Origin of the sequence: Paraburkholderia caledonica (genome assembly GCF_000383275.1) — a bacterium.
GTDB lineage: Bacteria > Pseudomonadota > Gammaproteobacteria > Burkholderiales > Burkholderiaceae > Paraburkholderia > Paraburkholderia caledonica.
Genome location: NZ_KB911034.1, coordinates 461,459 through 483,364, shown reverse-complemented (window position 1 = coordinate 483,364; position 21,906 = coordinate 461,459). Strand labels below are relative to the sequence as shown.

General features: G+C 61.5%; 17 protein-coding genes and 1 tRNA gene. 5 read left to right on the top strand and 13 right to left on the bottom strand.

The genetic code is table 11. The features are described from left to right. Positions 1-2 precede the first annotated feature (2 nt). The 3 genes from H281_RS0102240 to H281_RS0102230 all read right to left on the bottom strand — a co-directional run bounded on the left by H281_RS0102240 (position 3) and on the right by H281_RS0102230 (position 4,498). Positions 3-578, bottom strand: coding sequence for a TMEM175 family protein (locus H281_RS0102240; protein WP_020065464.1), 576 nt, complete (start codon positions 576-578; stop codon positions 3-5). Between the two features lie 95 nt (positions 579-673). Then, positions 674-2,074, bottom strand: coding sequence for an FAD-containing oxidoreductase (locus H281_RS0102235; protein ID WP_020065463.1), 1,401 nt, complete (start codon positions 2,072-2,074; stop codon positions 674-676). A gap of 126 nt (positions 2,075-2,200) precedes the next feature. Beyond that, entirely contained in the window at positions 2,201-4,498 is a 2,298-nt protein-coding gene (locus H281_RS0102230) for a putative bifunctional diguanylate cyclase/phosphodiesterase (RefSeq protein ID WP_027804224.1), read from the bottom strand. Between the two features lie 252 nt (positions 4,499-4,750). Between H281_RS0102230 and H281_RS0102220 the strand changes: the two genes are divergently transcribed. Further along, complete coding sequence (locus H281_RS0102220) at positions 4,751-5,344, top strand: lysozyme inhibitor LprI family protein (protein ID WP_020065461.1); 594 nt, start codon at positions 4,751-4,753, stop codon at positions 5,342-5,344. Here H281_RS0102220 and H281_RS0102215 read toward each other — a convergent pair. The 4 genes from H281_RS0102215 to H281_RS0102200 all read right to left on the bottom strand — a co-directional run bounded on the left by H281_RS0102215 (position 5,341) and on the right by H281_RS0102200 (position 9,100). After that, entirely contained in the window at positions 5,341-5,871 is a 531-nt protein-coding gene (locus H281_RS0102215; RefSeq protein WP_020065460.1) for a nucleoside deaminase, read from the bottom strand. The two genes, H281_RS0102220 and H281_RS0102215, sit on opposite strands and share 4 nt — an antisense overlap. Before the next feature lie 80 nt (positions 5,872-5,951). Then, complete coding sequence (locus H281_RS0102210) at positions 5,952-7,094, bottom strand: BMP family ABC transporter substrate-binding protein (RefSeq protein WP_020065459.1); 1,143 nt, start codon at positions 7,092-7,094, stop codon at positions 5,952-5,954. Between the two features lie 156 nt (positions 7,095-7,250). Further along, the gene (locus H281_RS0102205) at positions 7,251-7,604 is read right to left on the bottom strand and encodes a hypothetical protein (RefSeq protein WP_020065458.1); all 354 of its coding nucleotides are present in this window, start codon (positions 7,602-7,604) and stop codon (positions 7,251-7,253) included. A gap of 62 nt (positions 7,605-7,666) precedes the next feature. Next, a complete protein-coding gene (locus H281_RS0102200; protein ID WP_020065457.1) occupies positions 7,667-9,100 on the bottom strand; it encodes an aminotransferase-like domain-containing protein in 1,434 nt (477 codons plus the stop codon). Between the two features lie 167 nt (positions 9,101-9,267). Between H281_RS0102200 and H281_RS0102195 the strand changes: the two genes are divergently transcribed. Beyond that, positions 9,268-11,616, top strand: coding sequence for an FdhF/YdeP family oxidoreductase (locus H281_RS0102195; RefSeq protein WP_020065456.1), 2,349 nt, complete (start codon positions 9,268-9,270; stop codon positions 11,614-11,616). Between the two features lie 50 nt (positions 11,617-11,666). On the opposite strand, the gene H281_RS0102190 is transcribed toward H281_RS0102195, so the two are convergent. The 5 genes from H281_RS0102190 to H281_RS0102170 form a co-directional block, all read right to left on the bottom strand. Then, a complete protein-coding gene (locus H281_RS0102190; protein ID WP_020065455.1) occupies positions 11,667-12,170 on the bottom strand; it encodes a M48 metallopeptidase family protein in 504 nt (167 codons plus the stop codon). A 79-nt stretch (positions 12,171-12,249) separates the two neighbouring features. Further along, complete coding sequence (locus tag H281_RS0102185) at positions 12,250-13,548, bottom strand: L-fuconate dehydratase (RefSeq protein ID WP_020065454.1); 1,299 nt, start codon at positions 13,546-13,548, stop codon at positions 12,250-12,252. A gap of 42 nt (positions 13,549-13,590) precedes the next feature. After that, entirely contained in the window at positions 13,591-14,532 is a 942-nt protein-coding gene (locus H281_RS0102180; protein WP_020065453.1) for an ABC transporter substrate-binding protein, read from the bottom strand. An 89-nt stretch (positions 14,533-14,621) separates the two neighbouring features. Beyond that, positions 14,622-15,647, bottom strand: a complete 1,026-nt coding sequence (locus H281_RS0102175) for an ABC transporter permease (protein ID WP_020065452.1) — start codon at positions 15,645-15,647, stop codon at positions 14,622-14,624. Between the two features lie 16 nt (positions 15,648-15,663). Continuing rightward, complete coding sequence (locus H281_RS0102170) at positions 15,664-17,175, bottom strand: sugar ABC transporter ATP-binding protein (protein ID WP_020065451.1); 1,512 nt, start codon at positions 17,173-17,175, stop codon at positions 15,664-15,666. An 805-nt stretch (positions 17,176-17,980) separates the two neighbouring features. On the opposite strand from H281_RS0102170, the gene H281_RS0102160 reads away from it, so the two are divergent. From H281_RS0102160 to H281_RS0102145, 3 genes are all read left to right on the top strand, one after another. Further along, entirely contained in the window at positions 17,981-19,051 is a 1,071-nt protein-coding gene (locus tag H281_RS0102160; RefSeq protein ID WP_020065449.1) for a phytanoyl-CoA dioxygenase family protein, read from the top strand. A 267-nt stretch (positions 19,052-19,318) separates the two neighbouring features. Next, positions 19,319-19,597, top strand: coding sequence for a hypothetical protein (locus H281_RS0102155; protein ID WP_033379416.1), 279 nt, complete (start codon positions 19,319-19,321; stop codon positions 19,595-19,597). Between the two features lie 1,561 nt (positions 19,598-21,158). Further along, positions 21,159-21,362, top strand: a complete 204-nt coding sequence (locus H281_RS0102145; protein WP_020065446.1) for a hypothetical protein — start codon at positions 21,159-21,161, stop codon at positions 21,360-21,362. Between the two features lie 367 nt (positions 21,363-21,729). On the opposite strand, the gene H281_RS0102140 is transcribed toward H281_RS0102145, so the two are convergent. After that, positions 21,730-21,814, bottom strand: a tRNA-Leu gene (locus tag H281_RS0102140). Between the last annotated feature and the right edge of the window lie 92 nt (positions 21,815-21,906).

Sequence of the window (21,906 nt, the reverse complement as noted above, 5' to 3'; positions counted from 1 at the left end):
GCTCAGGCTTCCATCACATGCTCGATGCGCCGGTCCGGCACGAGCCACCATGCCGCAGCAAGCGCGTAGAGCGCCGCCGAAATCCACGGTGCGACGAACGCGAGCGCAATGCCCGCCAGATAAATTGCCACCGACACTTTCCCTTTGATGTCGTTGCCCACCGCTTTTGCGAGCGTCGAGTCATGACCGTGCGCACGGATCAGCGTGCGCGTCAGGATGAAGTACGCGATGGCCGACATGAACAGCACGACGCCGTACATGGCAGTCGGCCACGAGGCCAGATGATTTTCGCCGACCCAATGCGTGACCGCGGGAAGCAGCGACAGCCAGAAGAGAAGATGCAGATTGGCCCACAGCACGCCGCCGTTGACCCTTTGCACCGCATGGAACATGTGATGATGATTGTTCCAGTAAATGCCCACGTAGATGAAGCTCAGCACATAGGCGGCGAATACCGGCACGAGCGGAGTCAGTGCGGCGAGATCGAAGCCTTCCGGTACCTTGATTTCCAGCACCATGATCGTGATGATGATGGCGATCACGCCATCGCTGAAGGCTTCGACACGTCCCTTGCCCATCGGCTGTTCCTCGAATGAATGCGATTGAATGCGATTGAATGCGGGGCGATTATCCGCGATGGCGCGACGCTTTGTCGATGCGCGCCGCGCTCGCGTTACTTCAGCGGCTTCAGACCGTCGAGCAAGGTCGGCACCAGTTCGCTGATGGTCGGGTGAATGTGCATCGCGTATTGCAAGGTGGGATACGGCGCGCCCGCCGTCATGATGTCGATGATGGTATGGATCGCCTCGTCGCCTTCTATACCGTGGATCGCCGCGCCGAGAATCTGCCGGGTGTGCGGGTCGGCAAGCACCTTCATGAAACCGTCGGTCTCGCCGCGCTCGCGAGCGCGGCCCACGCGCGACATCGGCATGGTCGCGATCAACGCGTCGCGGCCGCTCTTGCGCACGTCGTCTTCGGAAAGGCCCACGCGCGCGAGCGGCGGGTCGACGAACACCGCGTACGCCATGATCCGTTTGTCGACAGTGCGCGTGCCGCCATCGAACAGATTGGCCGCGACGATCTGGTAATCGTCGTAAGACGTATGCGTGAACGCGCCTCGCCCGTTGATGTCGCCGATCGCCCATACGCCCGGCACATTGGTGCGCAACTGGCCGTCCACGGGAATCGTGCCATGCCGGTCGGTTTCGATGCCGGCTGCGGCAAGACCGAGATCGTCGGTATTCGGTTTGCGGCCGGTTGCGAACAGCAGATGCGACGCCTCCAGCGCCGGAACATTCTGCTCGAAGCCGATACACACTTCATTCTCGCGATGCGGATGCGGCTCCACGCGCGAAGGCTGCACTCCGAAACGGAACTCCACGCCCTCACGCGCCAGCACGCTCTGCACTGACTCCGCAAAGTCGGCGTCCTCGCGCGTGAGCACACGATCGCCGCGCACCAGCACCGTCACTTCGCTACCGAAGCGGCGAAACACCTGCGCAAATTCGAGCGCGATATAACTGCCCCCAACAATCACGAGCCGGCTTGGCAACTCCGTGATCTCAAGCAGACTCGAGTTGGTGTAATAGCGGGCTCGCTCGATGCCTTCAAGAGGCGGCACCACGGCGCGCGTGCCCGTATTGAGGAAAATCTCGTCCGCGCTCAGTTCGTGCAGCACAGCTCCGTCCGGCCCGCTGACGGCAAGTGTGTGCGGCCCGGTGAAGCGCGCATGGCCGGTGAACACCGTGAGGTTCCTGGCGCCCCGCAGCCAGGCCTCCACGCCGTCGTGCGACTGGCCCACGATCTTGTCCTTGCGCGCCTTGACCGCTGCCATATCCACGCCGACCGCGCCGCCGATATGCACGCCAAGCCTCGCCGCATGGCGCGCCACATGCGCCGCGCGGGCGCTCGCCACATACGCCTTGGTCGGCGTGCAGCCGACGTTCACACAGGTCCCGCCGAACGCCGCGCGTTCAATGACCGCCGTGCGGCGGCCGCTTTTGCCAAGACGCACGGCGAGCGGCGCGCCGCCCTGTCCCGTGCCGATCACAACCGCGTCGAAGTGCTGTGCCATCGCAAGTCTCCTGGGGCTCAGATGCAGGTCGTTGCATCTTACGCCCAGTCTTCAGCGCGGTTATGTCACGCTGCCGATCCTCGCGGATTGAGAACCCTCGCGACATACGCCAACGCGGCGAGCGGATCACGTCGCCGCATACACATCCGCCAACGCGCGTGCATACGCGCTCGCTCCCACTGGCCGGCTGTACAGATAACCCTGCTGTTTGTCGCAATCGATCGAACGGAGGAATGCGGCCTGCTCGGGCGTCTCCACGCCTTCCGCGGTGACGTTCATACCGAGCGAGTGCGCCATGGCCACCACGGCCTGGGTGATCGCGATCGAATCGCGATGATCGGGCAAGCCCGCCACGAACGACCGGTCTATCTTCAGGTTGTGCAACGGAAAGCGTTTCAGATACGACAGCGACGAATAGCCGGTGCCGAAGTCGTCGACGGAAATACGCACGCCCGTCGCGCTCAACGCGAGCAGCATGGGCAGCACGGTGTCGCTGTCGCTCATCAGAAGCCGCTCGGTGATTTCCAGTTCGAGCGCCGCCGGCTCGAGCCCGGAGTGGTCCAGACAGCGCCTGATCCGCTCCACCAGACCGTCGTTGAACTGGCGCGGCGACAGATTCACCGCGACGATCAGATCCGGCGCGAGCGTGCGCCGCCATTGCGCCGCCTGCTCGCAGGCACGGGCGAGCACCCAGTCGCCGATCTCGACGATCAGTCCCGCGTCTTCCGCAACCGGAATGAACTCGGCCGGCGAGACATTGCCAAGCTCGCTGTTGTACCAGCGCAGCAGTGCCTCGGCGCCGATGGTCCGGCCGGCGTGACTATCGACGATCGGCTGATACACGAGACTGAGTTCGTGGGCGGCGAGCGCGCGGCGCAGCGACTGCTCGATCAGGAACCGGCGTTGCAGTTGCTGATTGAGTTCGGCCGTGAAGAACTGGAAGTTGTTGCGGCCGCGCTGTTTCGCGTTATACATCGCCGAGTCGGCGTTGCGCATCAGCGTAGGAGCGTCCTGGCCGTCTTCGGGAAAGCGGCTGATGCCAATCGACGCGCCCAGGTAGTACTCGTTGTCCGCCACCGCGAACGGCACCGCGATTTCCCCGAGGATGCGACGCGCCAGGCCGACTATCTGCTCGTTGCATTCGCAGGCGCTCACGACGATCACGAACTCGTCGCCGCCCACGCGCGCGAGTGTGTCGTCCGGGCCGACGCAGCCGGCAAGCCGCTCGGCGACCCGTTTCAGCAACGCGTCGCCGGCCTCATGACCGGCCGTGTCGTTGACCTTCTTGAATCCGTCGAGATCGACGAAGAGCACGGCAACGCTCGTGAGCTCGCCGCTGTAATTCGGGTTGCCGGGCGCGAACAGGCTGTTCATGCGCTCCGTCAGATAGGCCCGGTTGTAGAGCCCGGTGAGGGAATCGCGCGTCGCGAGAAATTTCAACTGGCGCTGCGCCTCGCGCACCGGGCCGATGTCGGTAAACGAGATCAGTACGGAGTCGGGCTTGCTCTCGCCGGGCTTCAGAATCGGCACGACGTTCTCGGTGACCCAGATCACTTCGCCGTTCACCAGTTCGAGCGCCAGTGTGACGCCGAGCATCGGCTTGCCGCTCGCAAGCACCTGCGCGACAGGCCGCTCATGCTCGGCCACGGGCGAGCCGTCCTCGTGAAAGCCACGCACCATCACCGTGCGGATACTGCGCCCGACGATCTGCGGACCGGTGCGCAACATGCGTTGCGCGCTCGGATTGCAGGCCAGCACGACGCCCGAGCGAGACTGCACGACAATGCCCTCGATCAGATGATCGACGACCAGCCGGTGGTGCTCCTCGCTGTTCGCAAGCCGCTGCGCCATCGCGTCCTGATGCACGGCAAGCCCGACGCTGCGGCTGATGTCGCGCAGCATAGTCTCTTCCTGCGCGGTAGGACGGCGCGGCTCGCGATGATAGACGGCGAACGCGCCCAGCACGGCGCCGGCGTCGTTCTCGAACGGCACCGACCAGCACGCGCGCAAGCCGTGCGGCAACGCAAGCGCGCGGAAGTCCGCCCATAGCGAATCCGTCTCGATGTCCTCGACCACCACCAGCCGCCGCTCGTACATCGCGGTGCCGCAAGAGCCCGCGCTCGGACCGATCGGCACGCCGTCGATCGCCGTGCTGAATTCCGCCGGCAACGACGGCGCGGCGCCCATCTTCACGTGGACGCCGTCGTCGTCGAGCAGCAGGATCGAGCACGACGCGCCCCCGCCCAGCAGCGCTTCCGCGCGGTGGCAGACTTCTTCCAGCAATTCCGGCAACGGCGTATTGCGCGTGATCAGCCGCAACACGCTACGCTCCGACGCCAACACCTCTTCGGCCAGATCCGGCCGGTAATGGCCGGCATCGGGCGTCGCTCCTACGTCCATGCGTGATGTCGCTTCGCGGTTCATATATGCGCCCCCCAACCCAACATCGGCAAGAAAGCGTAAGCAGCGCATCAGGGTATACCCGCCAAACGTGAAGATGTCCGCCGGGCGTGCTTCCGTTTGTGCTGCATTGCGCGATCGGGAGTGTCGGGCGGACCCGCGCGAGGCAACATCTGGTAATCACTCGCGGTAAGTGCCGCGTTTTTCCGGCGTCTCGATCGCACGGGATCGGACGATCATCGGTTGCATGAAAAACCATGCATCGCGGGAATCGTCATGAAAATCGTCCGCTCCGTTCTGATCGCCGCGCTGCTGATCGCGCATTCGCCCGTTCAGGCCGCAAGTTTCAACTGCACGAAGGGCCGCTCCTTCACCGAGAAGATGATCTGCAGCGACACGGCGTTGTCGCGTCTGGACGACACGCTTGGGCAGCTCTACTGGAAAGCGCGCCGACGAGCGCCGGATTGGCGCGGCTTTGTCGCCGACAGCGACAGCAAATGGGCCTGGCGCGAGGCCAATTGCCGGGACGCGGCGTGTCTCGGCACGTGGTACGCAACACGTATCGACGAGCTTCAGCAGTTGCTGGCGAGCCTCCCGACGGGCGCGCCGCCTGCGCTCGCCCAACCCCTGGAACCTGCCGATGCGTACAAACCCGTGCTCAAGCCCGCGCCCCCGGGGCGCTCACGCAAGCCGTCCGTGCCTGCGAGTCCCACCGTCGAAACGGCAATGCACCAATGCACGGCCGCGAATCTGGGAATCGCGATCGGCGAGCAGTGCCCGAGCGTCATCAAGCAGAACGACGGCCGGTGGAAATACCGGCCGCATGGCGGCGACTGGTTCTGCGGCATCGCGATGCTGGAGCGGAGCTAACGGCTATTCCAGAACCTGCGCTGCACGTCCATTACCTCGGACTCGACTTCGGCGACCGGGCCGATCACTTCGACGCGCTTCTGACAGTGATCGAAGACATACCGGCAATCGACGCTCATGGTCGGATTCTCGGCGTGATCTCCGGTCGCCTCCAGCAGGCGCTTCTCCGTCATGCCGAACACCACCCGGCCGATGTTCGCCCAATACATCGTGCCCGCGCACATGCAACACGGCTCGACCGACGTGTACAGCGTGCAGCTCCACAAGTAAGCGGGTGTGAAGTTGAGCGCCGCCACGCGAGCGAGCACCGACTCCGCATGGTTCACGGTGTCGACGTTGCCCTGCTCCATCAACACGGTTTCCTGGTCCGGGCCGACCAGCACCGCGCCGAACGGGTGATGCCCGAGCAGCGTCGCGCGCTCGGCGATCCGGCTCGAATGCCGCAGATGCCGCACGATCTGCTCGTGCGTGGGCGTCAAGCCCTGCGGCGGAAAGCCAGCCGCATCGGCGCCGGCCGTTGCGCTCATCTCCGCGCTCGGAACAGTCAGACTCACGGGTGTACTCCTTCTTTACTGTCGGTAGTCTGGGAGGCTCGATGCAGTTCGCGTTACTTCGGCAGCGAGCCGTCGACGCCCTGCACGAACCAGTTCAAACGCAGCAGCTCCGCGTCGCTCAGCGACTTGCCCGCCGCAACCTTCACCGCACCTGACTGATCCACGATCGGCCCGGCGAACGGATTGAACTTGCCCGAGATGATGTCGTCGCGCTTCTGGCTCAACGCCTTCTGCGCAGTCGGCGACACCGCTTCGGTGTTGATATCGGCGAGATCGATCGCCTTCTCTTTCAGGCCCCACCACACCGGCGCGTTGTTCCATGTGCCCGCCATGACCTGCTGCACCAGATACGTGTAATACACGCCCCAGTTGCTCACGCACGCGCCCAGTTGCGCGTTGGGCCCGAACTTCTTCATGTTCGAATCCCAGCCGAACGCGTGCACCTTCTTCTGCTCGGCGGTCTGCATGGTGGCCGTCGAATCCGTGTTCTGGATGAGAACGTCCGCGCCCTGGCCGATCAGCGTTTCGGCGGCCTGCTTCTCGCGGCCCGGATCGAACCAGCTATTGATCCACACGACCTTGACGCGCACCTTCGGGTTCACGGAGCGCGCGCCCATCGTGAAAGCGTTGATGTTGCGCACCACTTCCGGCACCGGCACCGAGCCCACGAAGCCAAGCGTGTTCGACTTCGTCGTGTAACCGGCGACGAGCCCGGCGAGATAGGCGCTCTGGTAGGTGCGCACGTCGTACGTCGCGAAGTTGGCCGCTTTCTTGTAGCCGGTCGCGTGTTCGAACACCGTATCCGGAAAGTCTTTGGCGACCTTCAGTTCGAAGTCCTGGAAGCCGAAGCTCGAACCCACCACGATCTTGTTGCCCTTCGACGCGAGATCGCGGAACACGCGCTCCGAGTCTGCGGACTCGGGCACGTTCTCGATGCGCGTCACCTTGATCTTGTCGCCAAACTTTGCCTCGACCTCTTTTACGCCCTGTTCGTGCGCATAGGTCCAACCGGCGTCGCCGGGATTGCCGAGGTAGACAAACGCAATGCCGACGGGCTGCGCGGTGGCCGCCGACGCTGCCGTCGCAGCAAAACCGAGGCTGAGGCCGACGGTTGCGGCACATGCCGCAACGAGCGCGGTCCGGGCAGTCTTGATACGCAATGATCGATGCAGCGCTCGCGCCAGCGTTGTTTTCATGAATTCTCCGAAATCGATTAAGGGGTTCGCCTGGCGCCCGTTGGTGCGGGCAGGCCTCCAGCATAGGGGGCCATATTCCGAGGTCAATTTAAGAGGAAAAATTATTCGCTGTTATCCCGTGTATAACGGAACCGGTATTGCGCGCGGCGCGATTAACTAGTGAAGGCTCGGCGGCGACGTGTCGTCGGGGTCGGGCGCCTCGTCGTCGCCCGCGGCACCGCTCTCGCCGAACAGCTCCGCGCACACTTCCCGGCCGCTGTCGCTCAGACGCGCGGTGCCGGCGCCCTCTTCGTCGAAAGTCGTCTCCACCAGACCGCTGTCGACGAGCACCGTCAACTGCCGCCGAAGCGCGCTCATCGGCACGTTGGCCTGCTTGGAGAGCCGTGCTAACGACCACGCGCCGCTGCGCATCTCGCGGCGAGGCCTCGCGTCTCCCAAGCTTTCTCGATGCGCGCGCCAAAGCTGCCCCAGCACGGCGATCAGCACCGGATCGATTTCATCGTCATCCATTCGTGTCTCCTTCTTACTGTTTTTGTCTGTCAAGCTCCGCTGCATCAACTCGTGCAAGCGCTTCACGCCATCTGCGTCACCAGTTCGCCCAGTGTCTTCAACGCCGCCTCCGTTTGCGCAGTCCAGGGGTAGCTGTAATTGAGCCGGATGAAATGGCGAAAATCGTTGCGCGTCGAAAACATCATGCCCGGGCCGACCGTAATGCTGCGCGCGAGGGCCGCCTGATAAAGCCGCATCGAGTCGACACGCTCGGGCAACTCAACCCACAACACATAGCCGCCTTGCGGCGTCGAGATACGGGTGCCGGCCGGAAAGAAACGCCGCACCAGCGCGGTCATGATGCTCGCCTGCTGCCGGTAGACCTTGCGAACATGCCGCAGATGCCGGTCGTATGCATCCTGCCGCAGATAATCGGCGACCGCGACTTGCGGCACGGAAGGCGTCGTGAGCGTGTTCAAAAACTTCAGCTTCTCGACCTGCGCACGATAACGCCCCGGCAACGCCCAGCCTATCCGGTACGACGCCGTGAGGCTCTTCGAAAACGACGCGCAATGCAGCACGAGCCCTTGCGTGTCGAAGCTTTTCAATGCCGACGGCCGCGTCTCGCCGAAATACAACTCCTGATAAACGTCGTTCTCGATCACCGGAATCTGATGCGCGGCGAGCAATTCGACGAGTTGCCGCTTGCGCGCATCCGGCATCTGGAAACCGAGCGGATTCTGGAAATTCGGCATCACCATGCAGGCGGCGATCTTCTGCCGCTCGATGACCTGTGCGAGTGCGTCGATGTCGATGCCGTCGACCGGATGCGTCGCTACCTCGATAGCGCGCATACCGAGACGCTCGATCGCGTGCAGCATCGCGTAGTAAGTCGGCGATTCGACGGCCACTGTGTCGCCCGGCTTGGCGACCGCTTGCAGGCTCAAGTTGATCGCCTCGGTGGCGCCGAGCGTGATGACGATCTCGTCCGGATCGACCGGCATGCCGTTCTCGGTATAGCGCCGGGCGATCTGCCGGATCAGTTCCGGGTTGCCGGGCGGCAGATCGTCGATCAGGTTCCAGCTCGCCTGACGGCGCGCGATCGCGTTCGCATACTGATTGATGCGCCGCCACGGAAATAGCGATGGATCGGGATACGGCGAGCCAAACGGTATGGCGTCGTGCGCGCGGATGCTGCGAAGCGTCGACAGAACGAGGCGGCTCACGTCGACTTCCGCGGCAACGGGCGCGACCAGCGCGGCAGGCTTGCCGCCCGCCCGCCGGGTCTCGGGCCGAAACGCGTGCAGCGCGGCTTCGCGCACGAAGTATCCCGACTGCGGACGCGTCTCGACGATACCGCGGCTCTCCAGCAACGCGTACGCGTGCAGCACCGTCTTGATGCTGACGCCATGCTGCTGGCTCGCCTGCCGCACCGACGGAATCCGCTCACCGGCGGCGAACACGCCCCGGCGCACGGCTTCGGTAATTTCATCGGCGAGCTTTTCGTACAGTTTCAAAGACGTGGCTCAAGGAACTAGATGGTTTGAGACGCCAGTCTATGACAAATCGCAAGCAACTGTATCCCTACCCTTTTTGATTTTCTGTATGCTGCAGTGCGATTGGAACACAGTAGTCTTGGAACATCGGCCCGAAAAGCCATGACAAGACCACGCGCGGCAACATCATGAAAAAAACCGACACACGCAGCGAATCCGGCAGCGAACCTCGCATCGAGCCATACAAGCACCCGGCAGCGGGCTGGGGCGCGCTCAAGTACGTCGCCATCAACCTGATCAAGGAAAAGGTGACGGGCGGCAACTACCGCACGCTGCTCAAACAGAATCAGCCGGACGGCTTCGACTGCCCCGGCTGTGCATGGCCCGACCGTGAGCACGCATCCACGTTCGAGTTTTGCGAGAACGGCGTAAAAGCGGTGGCCGCCGAGGCAACCAGCAAGCGCGTGACGCCCGCGTTCTTCGCGGAGCACACCGTCGCCGAACTGATGACGCAGTCGGACTTCGAGTTGGAGCAGCACGGGCGCCTGACCGACCCGCTCGTCTATGACGCGATGCGCGACCGGTACGTGCCGATCGGCTGGGACGAAGCGTTCGATCTGATTGCGAGCCATCTGAAGCGTCTCGACGATCCGAATGAGGCCGCGTTCTATACGTCCGGCCGCGCGAGCAACGAAGCAGCGTTCCTGTACCAGTTGTTCGTCCGGATGTACGGCACCAACAATTTCCCCGATTGCTCGAACATGTGCCACGAAGCGACGAGCCGCGGCTTGCCTCACACCGTGGGCATCGGCAAGGGCACGGTGACGCTCGACGACTTCGAACATGCCGACACGCTGCTGATCTTCGGCCAGAACCCCGCGACCAACCATCCGCGGATGCTCGGTGAACTGCGCGAGTGCGCAAAGCGCGGCGCGACGATCGTGTCGATCAATCCGCTGAAAGAACGCGGTCTCGAGCGTTTTGCGAGCCCGCAGCATCCAGTGGAAATGCTGACGATGGGCAGCACGAAGATCAGCTCCGTGTTCATCCGTCCGAAGGTCGGCGGCGACTTCGCGCTCATCAAGGGCGTGGCCAAGCGCGTGATCGAACTGGACGACGAGGCTCAGGCTTCCGGGCTGGAACGCGTGCTCGACGTCGCGTTCATCGCCGAACATACGGTCGGCTTCGAGGCCTTCGCCGAAGATCTGCGCGCGGAAAGCTGGGAGACCATCGTCGCCGAAGCAGGCGTGCCGTTCGAGGACGTGCTGAAGCTCGCCGACATCTACGTGAAGGGCCGCGCGGTAATCTCGACGTGGGGCATGGGCCTCACACAGCACAAGAACTCGGTGCCGACGGTACAGCTGCTGTCGAACCTGATGATGATGCGCGGCAATATCGGCCGGCGCGGCGCGGGCCTGTGCCCGGTGCGTGGACACTCGAACGTACAGGGCGACCGCACCGTGGGCATCGAAGAGAAGCCGACGCAGGCGTTTCTCGACCGGCTCGGCGAGGCCTACCGTTTCGAGCCGCCGCGCGAGCATGGGCTCGACGTGGTCAATACGATTCAGGCGATGCTCGATGGCAAGGTCAAGGTGTTCATCGGCCTTGGCGGCAACTTTTCGATTGCGACGCCCGACACGCCGCGCACATGGGAAGCCATGCGCTCGTGCGATCTGACCGTGCATATCACGACGAAGCTCAACCGCAGCCATCTCGTGCATGGCCGCGACGCGCTGATTCTGCCGACGCTCGGCCGCACCGAGATCGACTTGCAGAACGGCGTTGCGCAAGGCGTGAGCGTCGAAGATTCGATGAGTATGGTGCACATCTCGTACGGCATGAACAAACCGGCGTCGGAGAACCTGCTGTCGGAAATTGCGATCGTCGCGCGCATGGCGCATGCGACGCTCGGCAGCGACAAGGTCGATTGGCTCGCGCACGCCGCGGATTACTCGCTGATTCGCGACGGCATCGAGAAAGTAATCGACGGCTTTCACGATTACAACGAGCGGCTCAAGCGCCCGGGCGGCTTCCACCTGGGCGTCGCATCGCGCGAGCGGATCTGGAAAACGCCCAGCGGCAAGGCGCAGTTTCTCGTGCATCCCATCGCGCTCGACACGCCGATTCATCGCGCACGAGAACAGCACGGCGAGCGCCTGATGACGTTGATGACGACCCGCTCACACGATCAGTACAACACGACGATCTACGGCCTCGACGACCGTTATCGCGGCGTATATGGACAGCGGCGCGTGCTGTTCGCCAACAAGGACGACATCGCGATGCTGGGGTTTGCCGCCGGACAGCGCGTGGACATGACGAGCGTGTGGGCCGATGGTATCGAACGTCACGCAGATGGCTTTCTGCTAGTCGAATACGACATTCCGCGCGGTTGCCTCGGCGCTTACTACCCGGAGACGAATCCGCTCGTGCCGCTGTCGTCGGTCGCGGATGGTGCGGGTACGCCCACATCAAAGTCCATTCCGGTGTTGCTGAAGGCGTCGGCTGTCGAAATGGCTGAAGCGGTCGCCGCCTGAGAAGGCCATGACGTGCCGCGTGTTTTCGTTTGGATAAACCGCGGCACGTATCAAGCCTGACTCTTCGCCGACTCGCGATGGGTCAGGTAAAGCCGCAGGTCGAATTCGATCTGGTGGTAACCCGGCTGCATGAACTCGCAGAGGCGGTAGAACGCCTTGTTGTGGTCGCTCTCTTTCAGATGCGCGAGTTCGTGCACGACGATCATTTTCAGAAACTCCGGCGCCGCGGTTTTGAATAGCGACGCAATGCGGATTTCCTTCTTTGCCTTGAGCTTGCCACCCTGCACGCGCGAAATGCTGGTATGCAGGCCCAGCGCGTGACGCACTACGTCGAGTTTGCTGTCGTAAGTGACTTTGTCGATCTGCTCCGCGCTGCGCAGATGCTCACGCTTCAATTCCGCGCAGTACGTGTAGAGCGCACGGTCCGTCTGGACTTCGTGCGAGTTCGGATAGCGCGCGGCGAGATAGGCGCCGAGCTGGTCGTCGGCAATCAGCTTTTTGACTTTCTCCAGCAATGCCGGTGGATAGCCGCTCAGGTATTTCAATTGATGCATGGTCGTGGCTTTGCGTGGGCGCCGCTTGAAAATGCGGAGCGCTGAACGCCAAGTTTACACGGCCAGGCCAGCAACGCGCTCAAGGGCGCCAAACGGGACCGTTAGGAAAGTCATGCTGGTCGAGCGAGGCCGCGTGCATTTCAATGCTGTAGCCCGGTCGCTGCGGCGGCATATAACGGCCATTGCGGATCACGACAGGATCGACGAAATGCTCATGCAAGTGGTCCACATATTCGAGCACCCGGTTTTCGAGCGACGCCGACACGCAGATATAGTCGAACAGCGAAATATGCTGCACGTACTCGCATAAGCCGACGCCGCCCGCGTGCGGACAGACGGGCACGCCGAACTTCGCCGCCATCAGCAGTACGACGATTACTTCGTTCAACCCGCCCAAACGGCAACTGTCCACCTGACAGAAATCGATTGCGTGCGCCTGCAGCAACTGCTTGAACATAACGCGATTTTGGCAATGCTCGCCCGTCGCTACACCGATTGGCGCAAGGCGGCGGCGGATCGCCGCATGACCGAGAATGTCGTCGGGGCTCGTGGGCTCTTCGATCCACCACGGGTCGAACTGCGCGAGATGCCGCATGTTCGCGATGGCTTCGTCCACATCCCACACCTGATTCGCGTCCATCATCAGCTTGCGGTCCTGGCCGATCTCTCCGCGCAGGATGCGAGCGCGGCGCATGTCCTCGTCGAGATTGCCGCCGACCTTCTGCTTGAAATGCGTCCAGCCTTGAGCGACGCCTTCGCGCGCGAGCCGGCGAATCTTGTCGTCGTCATAGCCGAGCCAACCTGCCGACGTCGTGTACGCAGGATAGCCGTGCGCGAGCATTTCGTTTTCGCGCTCGCTTCTGGTGGCTGCGTGACGATGCAGCATCGCGATGGCTTCATGCGGCGTGATCGCGTCCGTCACATAGCGGAAGTCCAGGCACCGCACCAGTTCTTCCGGGCTCATGTCGACAAGCAGTTTCCAAACCGGCTTGCCTTCTGCTTTTGCCCACAGGTCCCACGCCGCGTTGACGACCGCAGCCGTGCCGAGATGGATCGCGCCCTTGTCCGGACCGATCCAGCGCAACTGGCTGTCCGAGGTCAGCATGCGCCAGAAAGCGCCCATGTCCGAAGCAATCTCTTCGAGCGTTTTACCGACGACGAGCGGAGCGAGCGCCTCCACCGCCCTCACGCAGATCTCGTTGCCGCGGCCGATCGTGAATGTCAGCCCATGGCCGGTAAGCGCGTGCGGCGCATCCGTTTCAAGGGTCACGTAGGTGGCCGAATAATCGGGCGCGGCGTTCATCGCATCGGAGCCGTCGAGCGAGCGCGAAGTCGGAAACCGGATGTCTCTGACGGACAGCGTGGTAATCGTGGTCATGTGAGCACGCTCCTCGACGGCAGTTCGTTAAGCGACGATCTATCAATCGTAGAGCACTGCGGCGATTTTCGGATCGTTCATGTTGCTCTTGTCGTACCAGTAAAACCCAGTGTCGACTTTCTTCGGCAGCTTCTCGCCCTTGAGCGCTTTCACTGCGGAATCGACGACGCATTTACCGATCCCGATCGGGTTCTGCGTGATCGCGCCGGCCATCAACCCGGAGTTGATGTCGTCTTTCTGCTCCTTGCCGGAGTCGTAGCCGATCAGCACTAGCTTCTTGCCCGATTCCTTGACGCCGATAGCCGCGCCTTCCGCCGAACCCTCATTGGCACCGAAAATGCCCTTGATATTCGGATTCGCCTGGATCATCGCCTTGGCGATTTCGGCGGACTTCAGATGGTCCCCGCCGCCGTACTGCACCGAGACGATCTTGACGTTCGGATGCTTGCTTTTCATTTCGTTGAGGAAACCGTCGCGGCGGTCAATGCCCGTGCGACTCGTCTGATCGTGCACGATGACGCCCACTTCCCCTGCATTGCCGATCGCCTCGGCCATCTTGTCGGCGGCGAGCGCGGCGGCCGCGAGATTGTCGGTCGAGCAGGTCGTGAGCGGAATGTCGCTGTCTACGCCGGAGTCGAATGCAATAACCGGAATCTTCGCGGCCTGCGCTCTTCGCAGCAGCGGGATGGCCGCCTTGCTGTCGAGCGCGGCGATGCCGAGCGCCTGCGGTTTTTTCGCGAGCGCGGCCGACAGCATGTCTATCTGCTTGTCGACCATGGCTTCCGTCTCCGGTCCTTCGAAGGTGATTCTGACCTTGTGTTCTTTCGCGCCCTGTTCGGCGCCTGCCTTGACCGCCTGCCAGAACTGGTGCTGGAAGCCCTTGGAAATCAGCGGAATGTAGACCTCGTCCGCGTGTGCGAGATTCGCGCCGCCGACGAGCGCGCCGACGCCTATGACGACGCCGAATAGTTTGCGATTCAACATGAAATATCTCCTCCTGAGGTGTGGACCCTTCTTCTTCAGCTGTGCAGGAAGCCTTGTGGCGCCTCCCGTTGTTGATATTGTCGCGAGCGTCAGCTCTTCCTGCGTCGCAAGATGTCCGCGTAGACCGCGAGAATGATGATGAGGCCAGTCACCACGATCTGCCATTCCTGAGCAACGGACATGATGCGCAAGCCGTTGGTCAGCACGCTCATAATGAATGCGCCGATGATGGTGCCGAGTATCGTGCCCGAGCCGCCCGAAAGCGAGGTCCCGCCGATCACTACGGCCGCAATCGCTTCGAGCTCGTAACCCTGGCCGAGCGCCGGCTGCGCCGAATTCAGCCGCGACGCGATCAGCAACCCCGCAATACCGCAAATTGCGCCGCCCAGGCCGTAAATGGCGATCTTCCACCTGTCGACGTTCACGCCCGAAAGCCGCACCGCTTCTTCGTTGCTGCCGAGCGCGAACGTGTAGCGGCCAAGCGCGGTGCGATTGAGCGTGACGGAACTCACGATCGCGAGAAAGAACAGAATCAGCACTGCGTTGGGAATCGGCAGGCTCGGCACCAGATAACCGATCAACGAGTCCTGCGAAATCATGTAGAAGTTTTCGGTGTCGGTGAAATAGATCGGCTTGTCGGCCGACACGACAAGCGAGAGCCCCTTGAGCAGCAGCATCATGCCGAGCGTCGCGATGAACGGCGGTATCTTCATCTTCGCGGTGAGCGTGCCCGAAATGGTGCCGCAGATCGCGCCCGTGCCGATCGCGGCAATCACGCCGAGCCACATCGGCAAATGCCAGTACGTGAGAAACACGCCGCAAATGACTGCGGTGAAGGTCATCAGCGTGCCGACGGACAGATCGATGCCGCCGGTGATGATGACGAACGTGGAGGCAATCGCGAGGACGCCGTTGACCGCCGTCGCCTGCAGAATGCCGAGGATGTTGTCCATCTGCATGAAAGCGGGCGACGCGAAGCTGAAAAACACCAGCAACAGGATCAGGCTTGCGAAGGCGAGCAGCTTCTGCAAAGCAGTCGGCGAGAAGATGCGGGCTCTCAGGCCGGTTAAGCGCCGCTGGCCGGTCAGCGCGGAAGAATCGGGTTGCATTGTCATAGCGTCCTCTCGCGGCTCACGCCGCTTTCAGTGTTTGGCGCTGCGTGGCCAGATGCATGATGCGCTCCTGGGTCGCCTGCTCCGCCGGGAGTTCGCCGGTGATACGGCCCTCGCACATCACGACGACACGGTCGCTCATGCGCAATATCTCCGGCAGTTCCGACGAAATCATCACGATCGCCTTGCCCTCGTCCGCGAGCGAGCGCAGCAGCTTGTAGATTTCGCTCTTTGCGCCGACGTCGATGCCGCGCGTCGGTTCGTCGAAGAACAGTACGTCGCAGTCGCGCTCCAGCCACTTCGCAATCACGATCTTCTGCTGGTTGCCGCCCGACAGCAGCCGCACTTGCTGCGCGGCGGACGGCGTGCGAATCGCGAGCAGATTGATGAAATGGGACGCGCGGCGGCGCATTCGCGCGCGGCGCAGAAAAAAGTTGAGCGACAGGAAATTGCGCAGATTCGACATGACGATGTTCGATTCCACATCCATGCCGGTGGCGAGCCCGAAACGCTTACGGTCCTCCGACAGATAGCCGATGCCATGCGCGACGGCGTCGCTCGGCGTTCTGATCGAGGCCTTCGCGCCTTTCACGAAGATCTCGCCGGACTCGACCGGATCGGCGCCGAACACGGCTCGCGCGACCTCCGTGCGGCCCGCGCCCATCAGGCCGGCAAAGCCTAATATCTCGCCTTTGCGCAGCGTAAAACTCACGTCCCGCACAAGCGGGCCGGCGTGGAGGTTTCTGACTTCGAGCGCGATCTCGCCTTGCGACGCAGCGCGCCCGGCGGGCGCAACGTCGCTCAAGGTGCGCCCAACCATCATGCCGATGATCGCCTCGACGCTCGTGTCGGCGGCGGCGACGGTGGCCACGTACTCTCCGTCGCGCAGTACGGTGACGCGATCGGCGATCTGCTTGAGCTCGTCCATCTTGTGCGAGATATAGACGACGCCGACGCCACGCTGCTTCAACTCACGGATGATGCGAAAAAGCTCGGCGATTTCGGCGTCGTTGAGCGCTGACGTAGGCTCGTCCATGATGAGCACGCGCGAGTCGAACGACAAAGCCTTGGCGATTTCGACCATCTGCTGGCTCGCAACCGTGAGGTTGCCGACCATGGCGCGCGGGTCGATATTCACATGCATGCGCGAGAGGATTTCGCGCGCCTTCGCATTGAGCTTGTCTTCGTCGAGAAAGAGGCCAAGCCGCCCGCGAGGCTCGCGGCCGATGAAGATGTTCTGGGCGACCGTCAGGTGATTCATCAGTTGGAGTTCCTGATGAATGATGCCGATGCCCGCGGCTTGCGCGTCACGCGGGCTCTGCAACTCCACCGGCTGTCCTCCGAGGAGAATCTCGCCGGAATCGCGGGTGTAGACGCCGGCGAGGATTTTCATCAGCGTCGATTTGCCGGCGCCGTTTTCGCCCATCAGCGCGTGAACTTCGCCCTCGACCAGGTCGAACTGAACGTCGTGAAGCGCCCGCACGCCGGGAAAGCTCTTGCTGAGCTTTTTGACGGAGATCAACGGGGTCATGGCGCGAAGCCGATGGCGAGCGAGCGGCGAACGCCCGCATCAACCCGGGAGACGGGTCGCGAAAGCGCCGGGCGGCCCGGCATTATTCGAATGAAATCGCAACGAGAAGCCAGGCACATTGCTGGACCCCCAAACCGATGTGCGACGATTCTACGACGCGCGACGGGAGCGGCTCAAGTTCAGGCATTCCCCAGTGTGTGCAGTGCTTACGTGGGTGGGTTTGTGCACAGTTTGGGATTGGGGGCGGGCGGCGGCGGCGGATACCGCCACCAGCAGGGAAAGCAGATGAATCAGGTCGACATGCAAACCCACGGCGTCCGCGGAGCGACATCGCAAGAAGCGGGAGCCACGTTACGACTCACGCATCATCTTTGGAAGCGCACGGCGGCTCCGAAGAAGGGGGATTCGTGGTCACCTTCCGGGATATTCCGGAGGCCATTACCTGGAGCAATGCCCTTGATGAGGCTCGCTCCATGGCCGCTGAGGCGTTGCTCTCGGCAATGGATTCTTATTTCGAAGATTAGCGGCCGGTTCCGGCGCCGTCCAAGGCAAAAGAAAGGCGAGGAGTTGATCAACCTTCTCGCGATCGAGTCGGCGAAGGTACTTTTTGCGAGCACATCGACCTTGCTGACGTAGAAAGTGACTAGTAAAACCAGCTCAAAACTTGGCTACCTCCGCGTCTATCTCTCTCCCTACATCCGCTGCAGATGGATGTCCGTCGCGCGACTTGGGGCGTTTACCTTTGCTGTAAAATTCGCCGACCCGTTTTTGCGCCCCGCGATGTCCACAGAGGTAACAAAAGAGAATGACAGGAAAATTCACGAACTTGCTCCCGGGTGTGCCCAGCGTCGAGAGCCCGTTTTTCAAGCAGATTTTTGCGGCCCCGTCGGTCGACGCCGAAACGCTTAGGGTCGCCACTGATTTGAATCGCGACGGCTACGCAATTATCAAGTTTCCCGACGACGACTTTGACGCGATTGCAGCAGCCATCAAGTCAAATCTTTACGATCAGTACGACTGGGCCACGTGGCGGGAAAAGTGGTACGACGCCAAAGTCGGCCTGCGAGTCCTTGATGCATGGAAGACCGACGAAAACGTTCGTCGAATTGCCACGAACGCGAAGGTGATCGACTTGCTGTCCAAGCTTTTCGGACGGCAAGCGTGGCCGTTTCAAACCCTGAATTTCCCTGTCGGCACGCAGCAGCATGTCCACTCTGACTCGATTCACTTCAGCTCAGTGCCGGAGCGCTTCATGTGCGGCGTATGGACGGCTCTCGAAGACATTGGTGAAGATGCCGGCCCGCTCCTGTACTATCCCGGCTCACACAAATGGCCCGTCTACACGAACGAACACATCGGCTACTGCGCCACAGAGCCAGTCACAGAAACAAACAAGATGGACTACGAGACGATGTGGGACGCATTGATCGAAGCCCATGGAGCAAAGCCGGCCATCTTCACACCAAAAAAAGGCGAGAGCGTCATCTGGCTATCCAACTTGTTGCATGGCGGTCTTGAGCACAAGAACAAAGAAAAGACTCGCTGGTCGCAAGTGACACACTATTACTTCGAAGGCTGCGCGTACTATCGTCCGTTCAGATCCGACCCGTTCTATGGCTCGATCTATTTTTCGAAAATGAACGACATGATCACCGGCGAGCCGGTGAAACACCAATACAGCGGCTTCAATATTCCTGACAGCTTCATAGACTCGTCTTTCAATAATTGCAGCGCACAAAAAGCGGTGATTCCTGCGGACTTTGACCCGCAGCAGTACCTGCTAGCTAATCCCGACGTCTTTGAGGCCGGAGAAGATCCAGTCTTGCACTACCGCCTGCACGGTTGGCGCGAAGGACGGCGACTCAGGCCAGAATGACCGGTGGCCGATGCATATTGAACGCCGGTGGCGGATGCCCCGGTCGTTGTCTTCCTATGCCGCATACGCGGTGATCGGGGCTGAGGAAGGAAGAACGTTCCCTCTGGCGTCGAGGGCGAGCGGGTTCCGTCGATGACTGTATTTGGTGAGCGCGCATTGCTGACGCGCGCTCAGACGTTGGAAACTGTTGGAATACCCACCAAAACTGTTGACGAGCAGCGCACGCGTCAACTCATAGCTGCACAATCCGCAAGCAACGGGATCACAATGAAAACGAAAACAGCGCTGGCAGCACTGACCATGCTCGCCGCATGCACCACCATATCCGACATCACGCCGGCTGGCGACGGCCGCTACACAGTCACCACGCAGGTCCGAGGCGGCATGACCGCATGGGGCGAGGTCAAGGCGTCGAGCCTGCAACGGGCGGACGCATACTGTCGGCAGCAGGGCAAGCTGATGCATCAAGTCGATATGCAGACGCACGGCGTCCGTGGATGGACGCCCCAGGAGGCAGAGCTGACGTTCTCGTGCACGACCAGTTGATGCCGTCCTGGACAGCACTATGATCAAGCAATCAACGTAGTTTCGGTGGACATTTGCAGCGTAGTTGATCCTCGGTGCGGACGCCTATGCCCGTGGTGGTCATTACCGCTGCGGCCGCAGATGCAATTCACTCGGGACACTCGTCTTGCTCGGAATCATTGCCTTAGCATGCGTTGGAGGCGCCACGTTAAACCGCCCCATTTCGACCGATACGGCAATCCGCGCCCCTGCGTCGGTTGCGAGCACTTCGGCGGAGTATCGCACCGGCGGCTCGATCGTTCTTTGCATGTACGGCGGTCGCGCCCGAGTCAACGCGCAGCCGGAACCGGGCTGTGTGCGTTGGTTTCGCTCCATTGGCCCAGACGACTAACAGAAGGCAAAGCGACGGGTATAGAAGTCAGCAAGCCAGCAGCGCAACCAGACATACGACTGCCAAAGTGAAAAACACGCTGCCTGCGACTAAGTCGTACGGATATTTCATGCGATCCCCCGATTTCTCAGCCAGCAAGAATACGGTGGACCGAAATGGCGCACTGTTAAGGATGGTTAGAGATGAACAACGAGCGCGCGGCGCGCTTGTGGAAGCTGTCGGCACCGGGGCGTGATCTTGCCCGGCAGGCAAAGTACATCTCGTCTTCTGGCCGCGCACTGTAGACGGAGCAGCGCTCTTTTCACCCAATTCCCTGAGGTATTCAACCACCGGGAAAGACTCGCTGCGTCGCTCGACGTTCTTGAACACTTCCTTTCACTTGCGCATGTGCCTGAAGCTAATCGCATCACCCCAGTACTTCTTCCCGTCCTTTTCCATCGACCATGGATCCGAATGTTCACGATGACTGCGTTCGACGTAGTCCTCACCTTGGGAGCTTAGCCGCGCGCGTTCTTCGCGCCGATGTCAGCGGTGCCATTTTGCTTTCTCGGGCGCCTCGGTCTCAGCGGTCGTGTTACCGAGAATTGGATTCTTCCGTTTGCTACGACTCATCGCCGACCTCCTGAAACCAGCGGTGCTCGCAGATGGAGAGACGGTCCTTTTGATGGCGCCGCGGATTGCCGCACATCCAGCAGCTGCAAGGGGTGGGAGTGTCGATCAGGCGGCCGATTTGTACGTCAGTTTTCTTCGGCTTCCCGGCCCACCAGTCCCTACGTTTATGTTTGAGTCGCGCCCGATCCGCCCGGCGCCGCGCTGTACCTGCCATTTCACACCTCAGTTTTAAATGCTGAATGTGCGAAAGCCCGCTCGCGGCGGGCATGATGGGCGGTGTTCAATTCGGTGAGAGTGGCGTTTGAGTATGGTACCTCACACACTGCCGGGGTGGCTACGATTGCCGCGTCTACAGAGGAGCCGATCAATGATGAACTGTGCGATTTCCACGCCTGCCGGAGCGCCGCTGACTTACTACACAGCCGACATTGCGCCGACGCTTGAGTCGATGCTCTCGGCCATCAAGAAGGACACATGACCACTATGCGAATTTTCCCTGATGAGTTGTTCCTTCCCATTGCGACAGGGCGGCATCCAACTTAACCTCAAGCTTTTATCGACGCTTCCGTTAGTCTTCGCATGGACTCCAACATCATCACCCAAGCAAGAGCATTCTTCGAGTCGGCGAGCATTGCAGCCGAAGCCAGCGTTGTCGCGCGATACGGGCAGTTCGACATCTTCAAGGAGAAGCACTGTGCTGCATACGACGCCGCATTGTTTCCGCTGCTCGTGGAGTACTTTGGCGACATGACGATCGAGGAGGTGATAAGCATCGTCGGGTGAGCTCAACGATGGTGGCTCGTCATCGAGATTGTAGTGTCGCTACACCTTCCGCCGAATGATCGCGTTCATGATGTCACACAGTTCGGGCGCGGAGCCCGATGCCGAAAGATCAACTTCAGCGCAAGTCGCGCACGGATGTCGCCTTTTGTAGGCTTTCTCGCCGGCTTCGCAGCGCGCGCAGCGACATCCGTCCCGGCATCAGCGCGTGGGAGCATTTTTGACGCCCCTCATGTGAATTCTGCCCCCAGCGATGCCCCCACTTCCTGTGGGTGCCAATGGGAAACAATGGACAACGGCAGCAAAGCGAAACGCTGCAAACCCCGGACTTAGGGTTTTTGACCAATATGGCGAACGTTGGGAGACAGCGTGGTGCCGGGGACCGGACTTGAACCGGCAAGCCGTTAGGCGGCGGATTTTAAGTCCGCTATGTTTACCAATTTCATCACCCCGGCGAGGGTGGTCAAAATGCGTGGACGCGCATTCTACCATTGGCCGCCTGGCCGGCCAAACCTGCGCAGCGCCGCCGATCGAACCGGCAACGCCA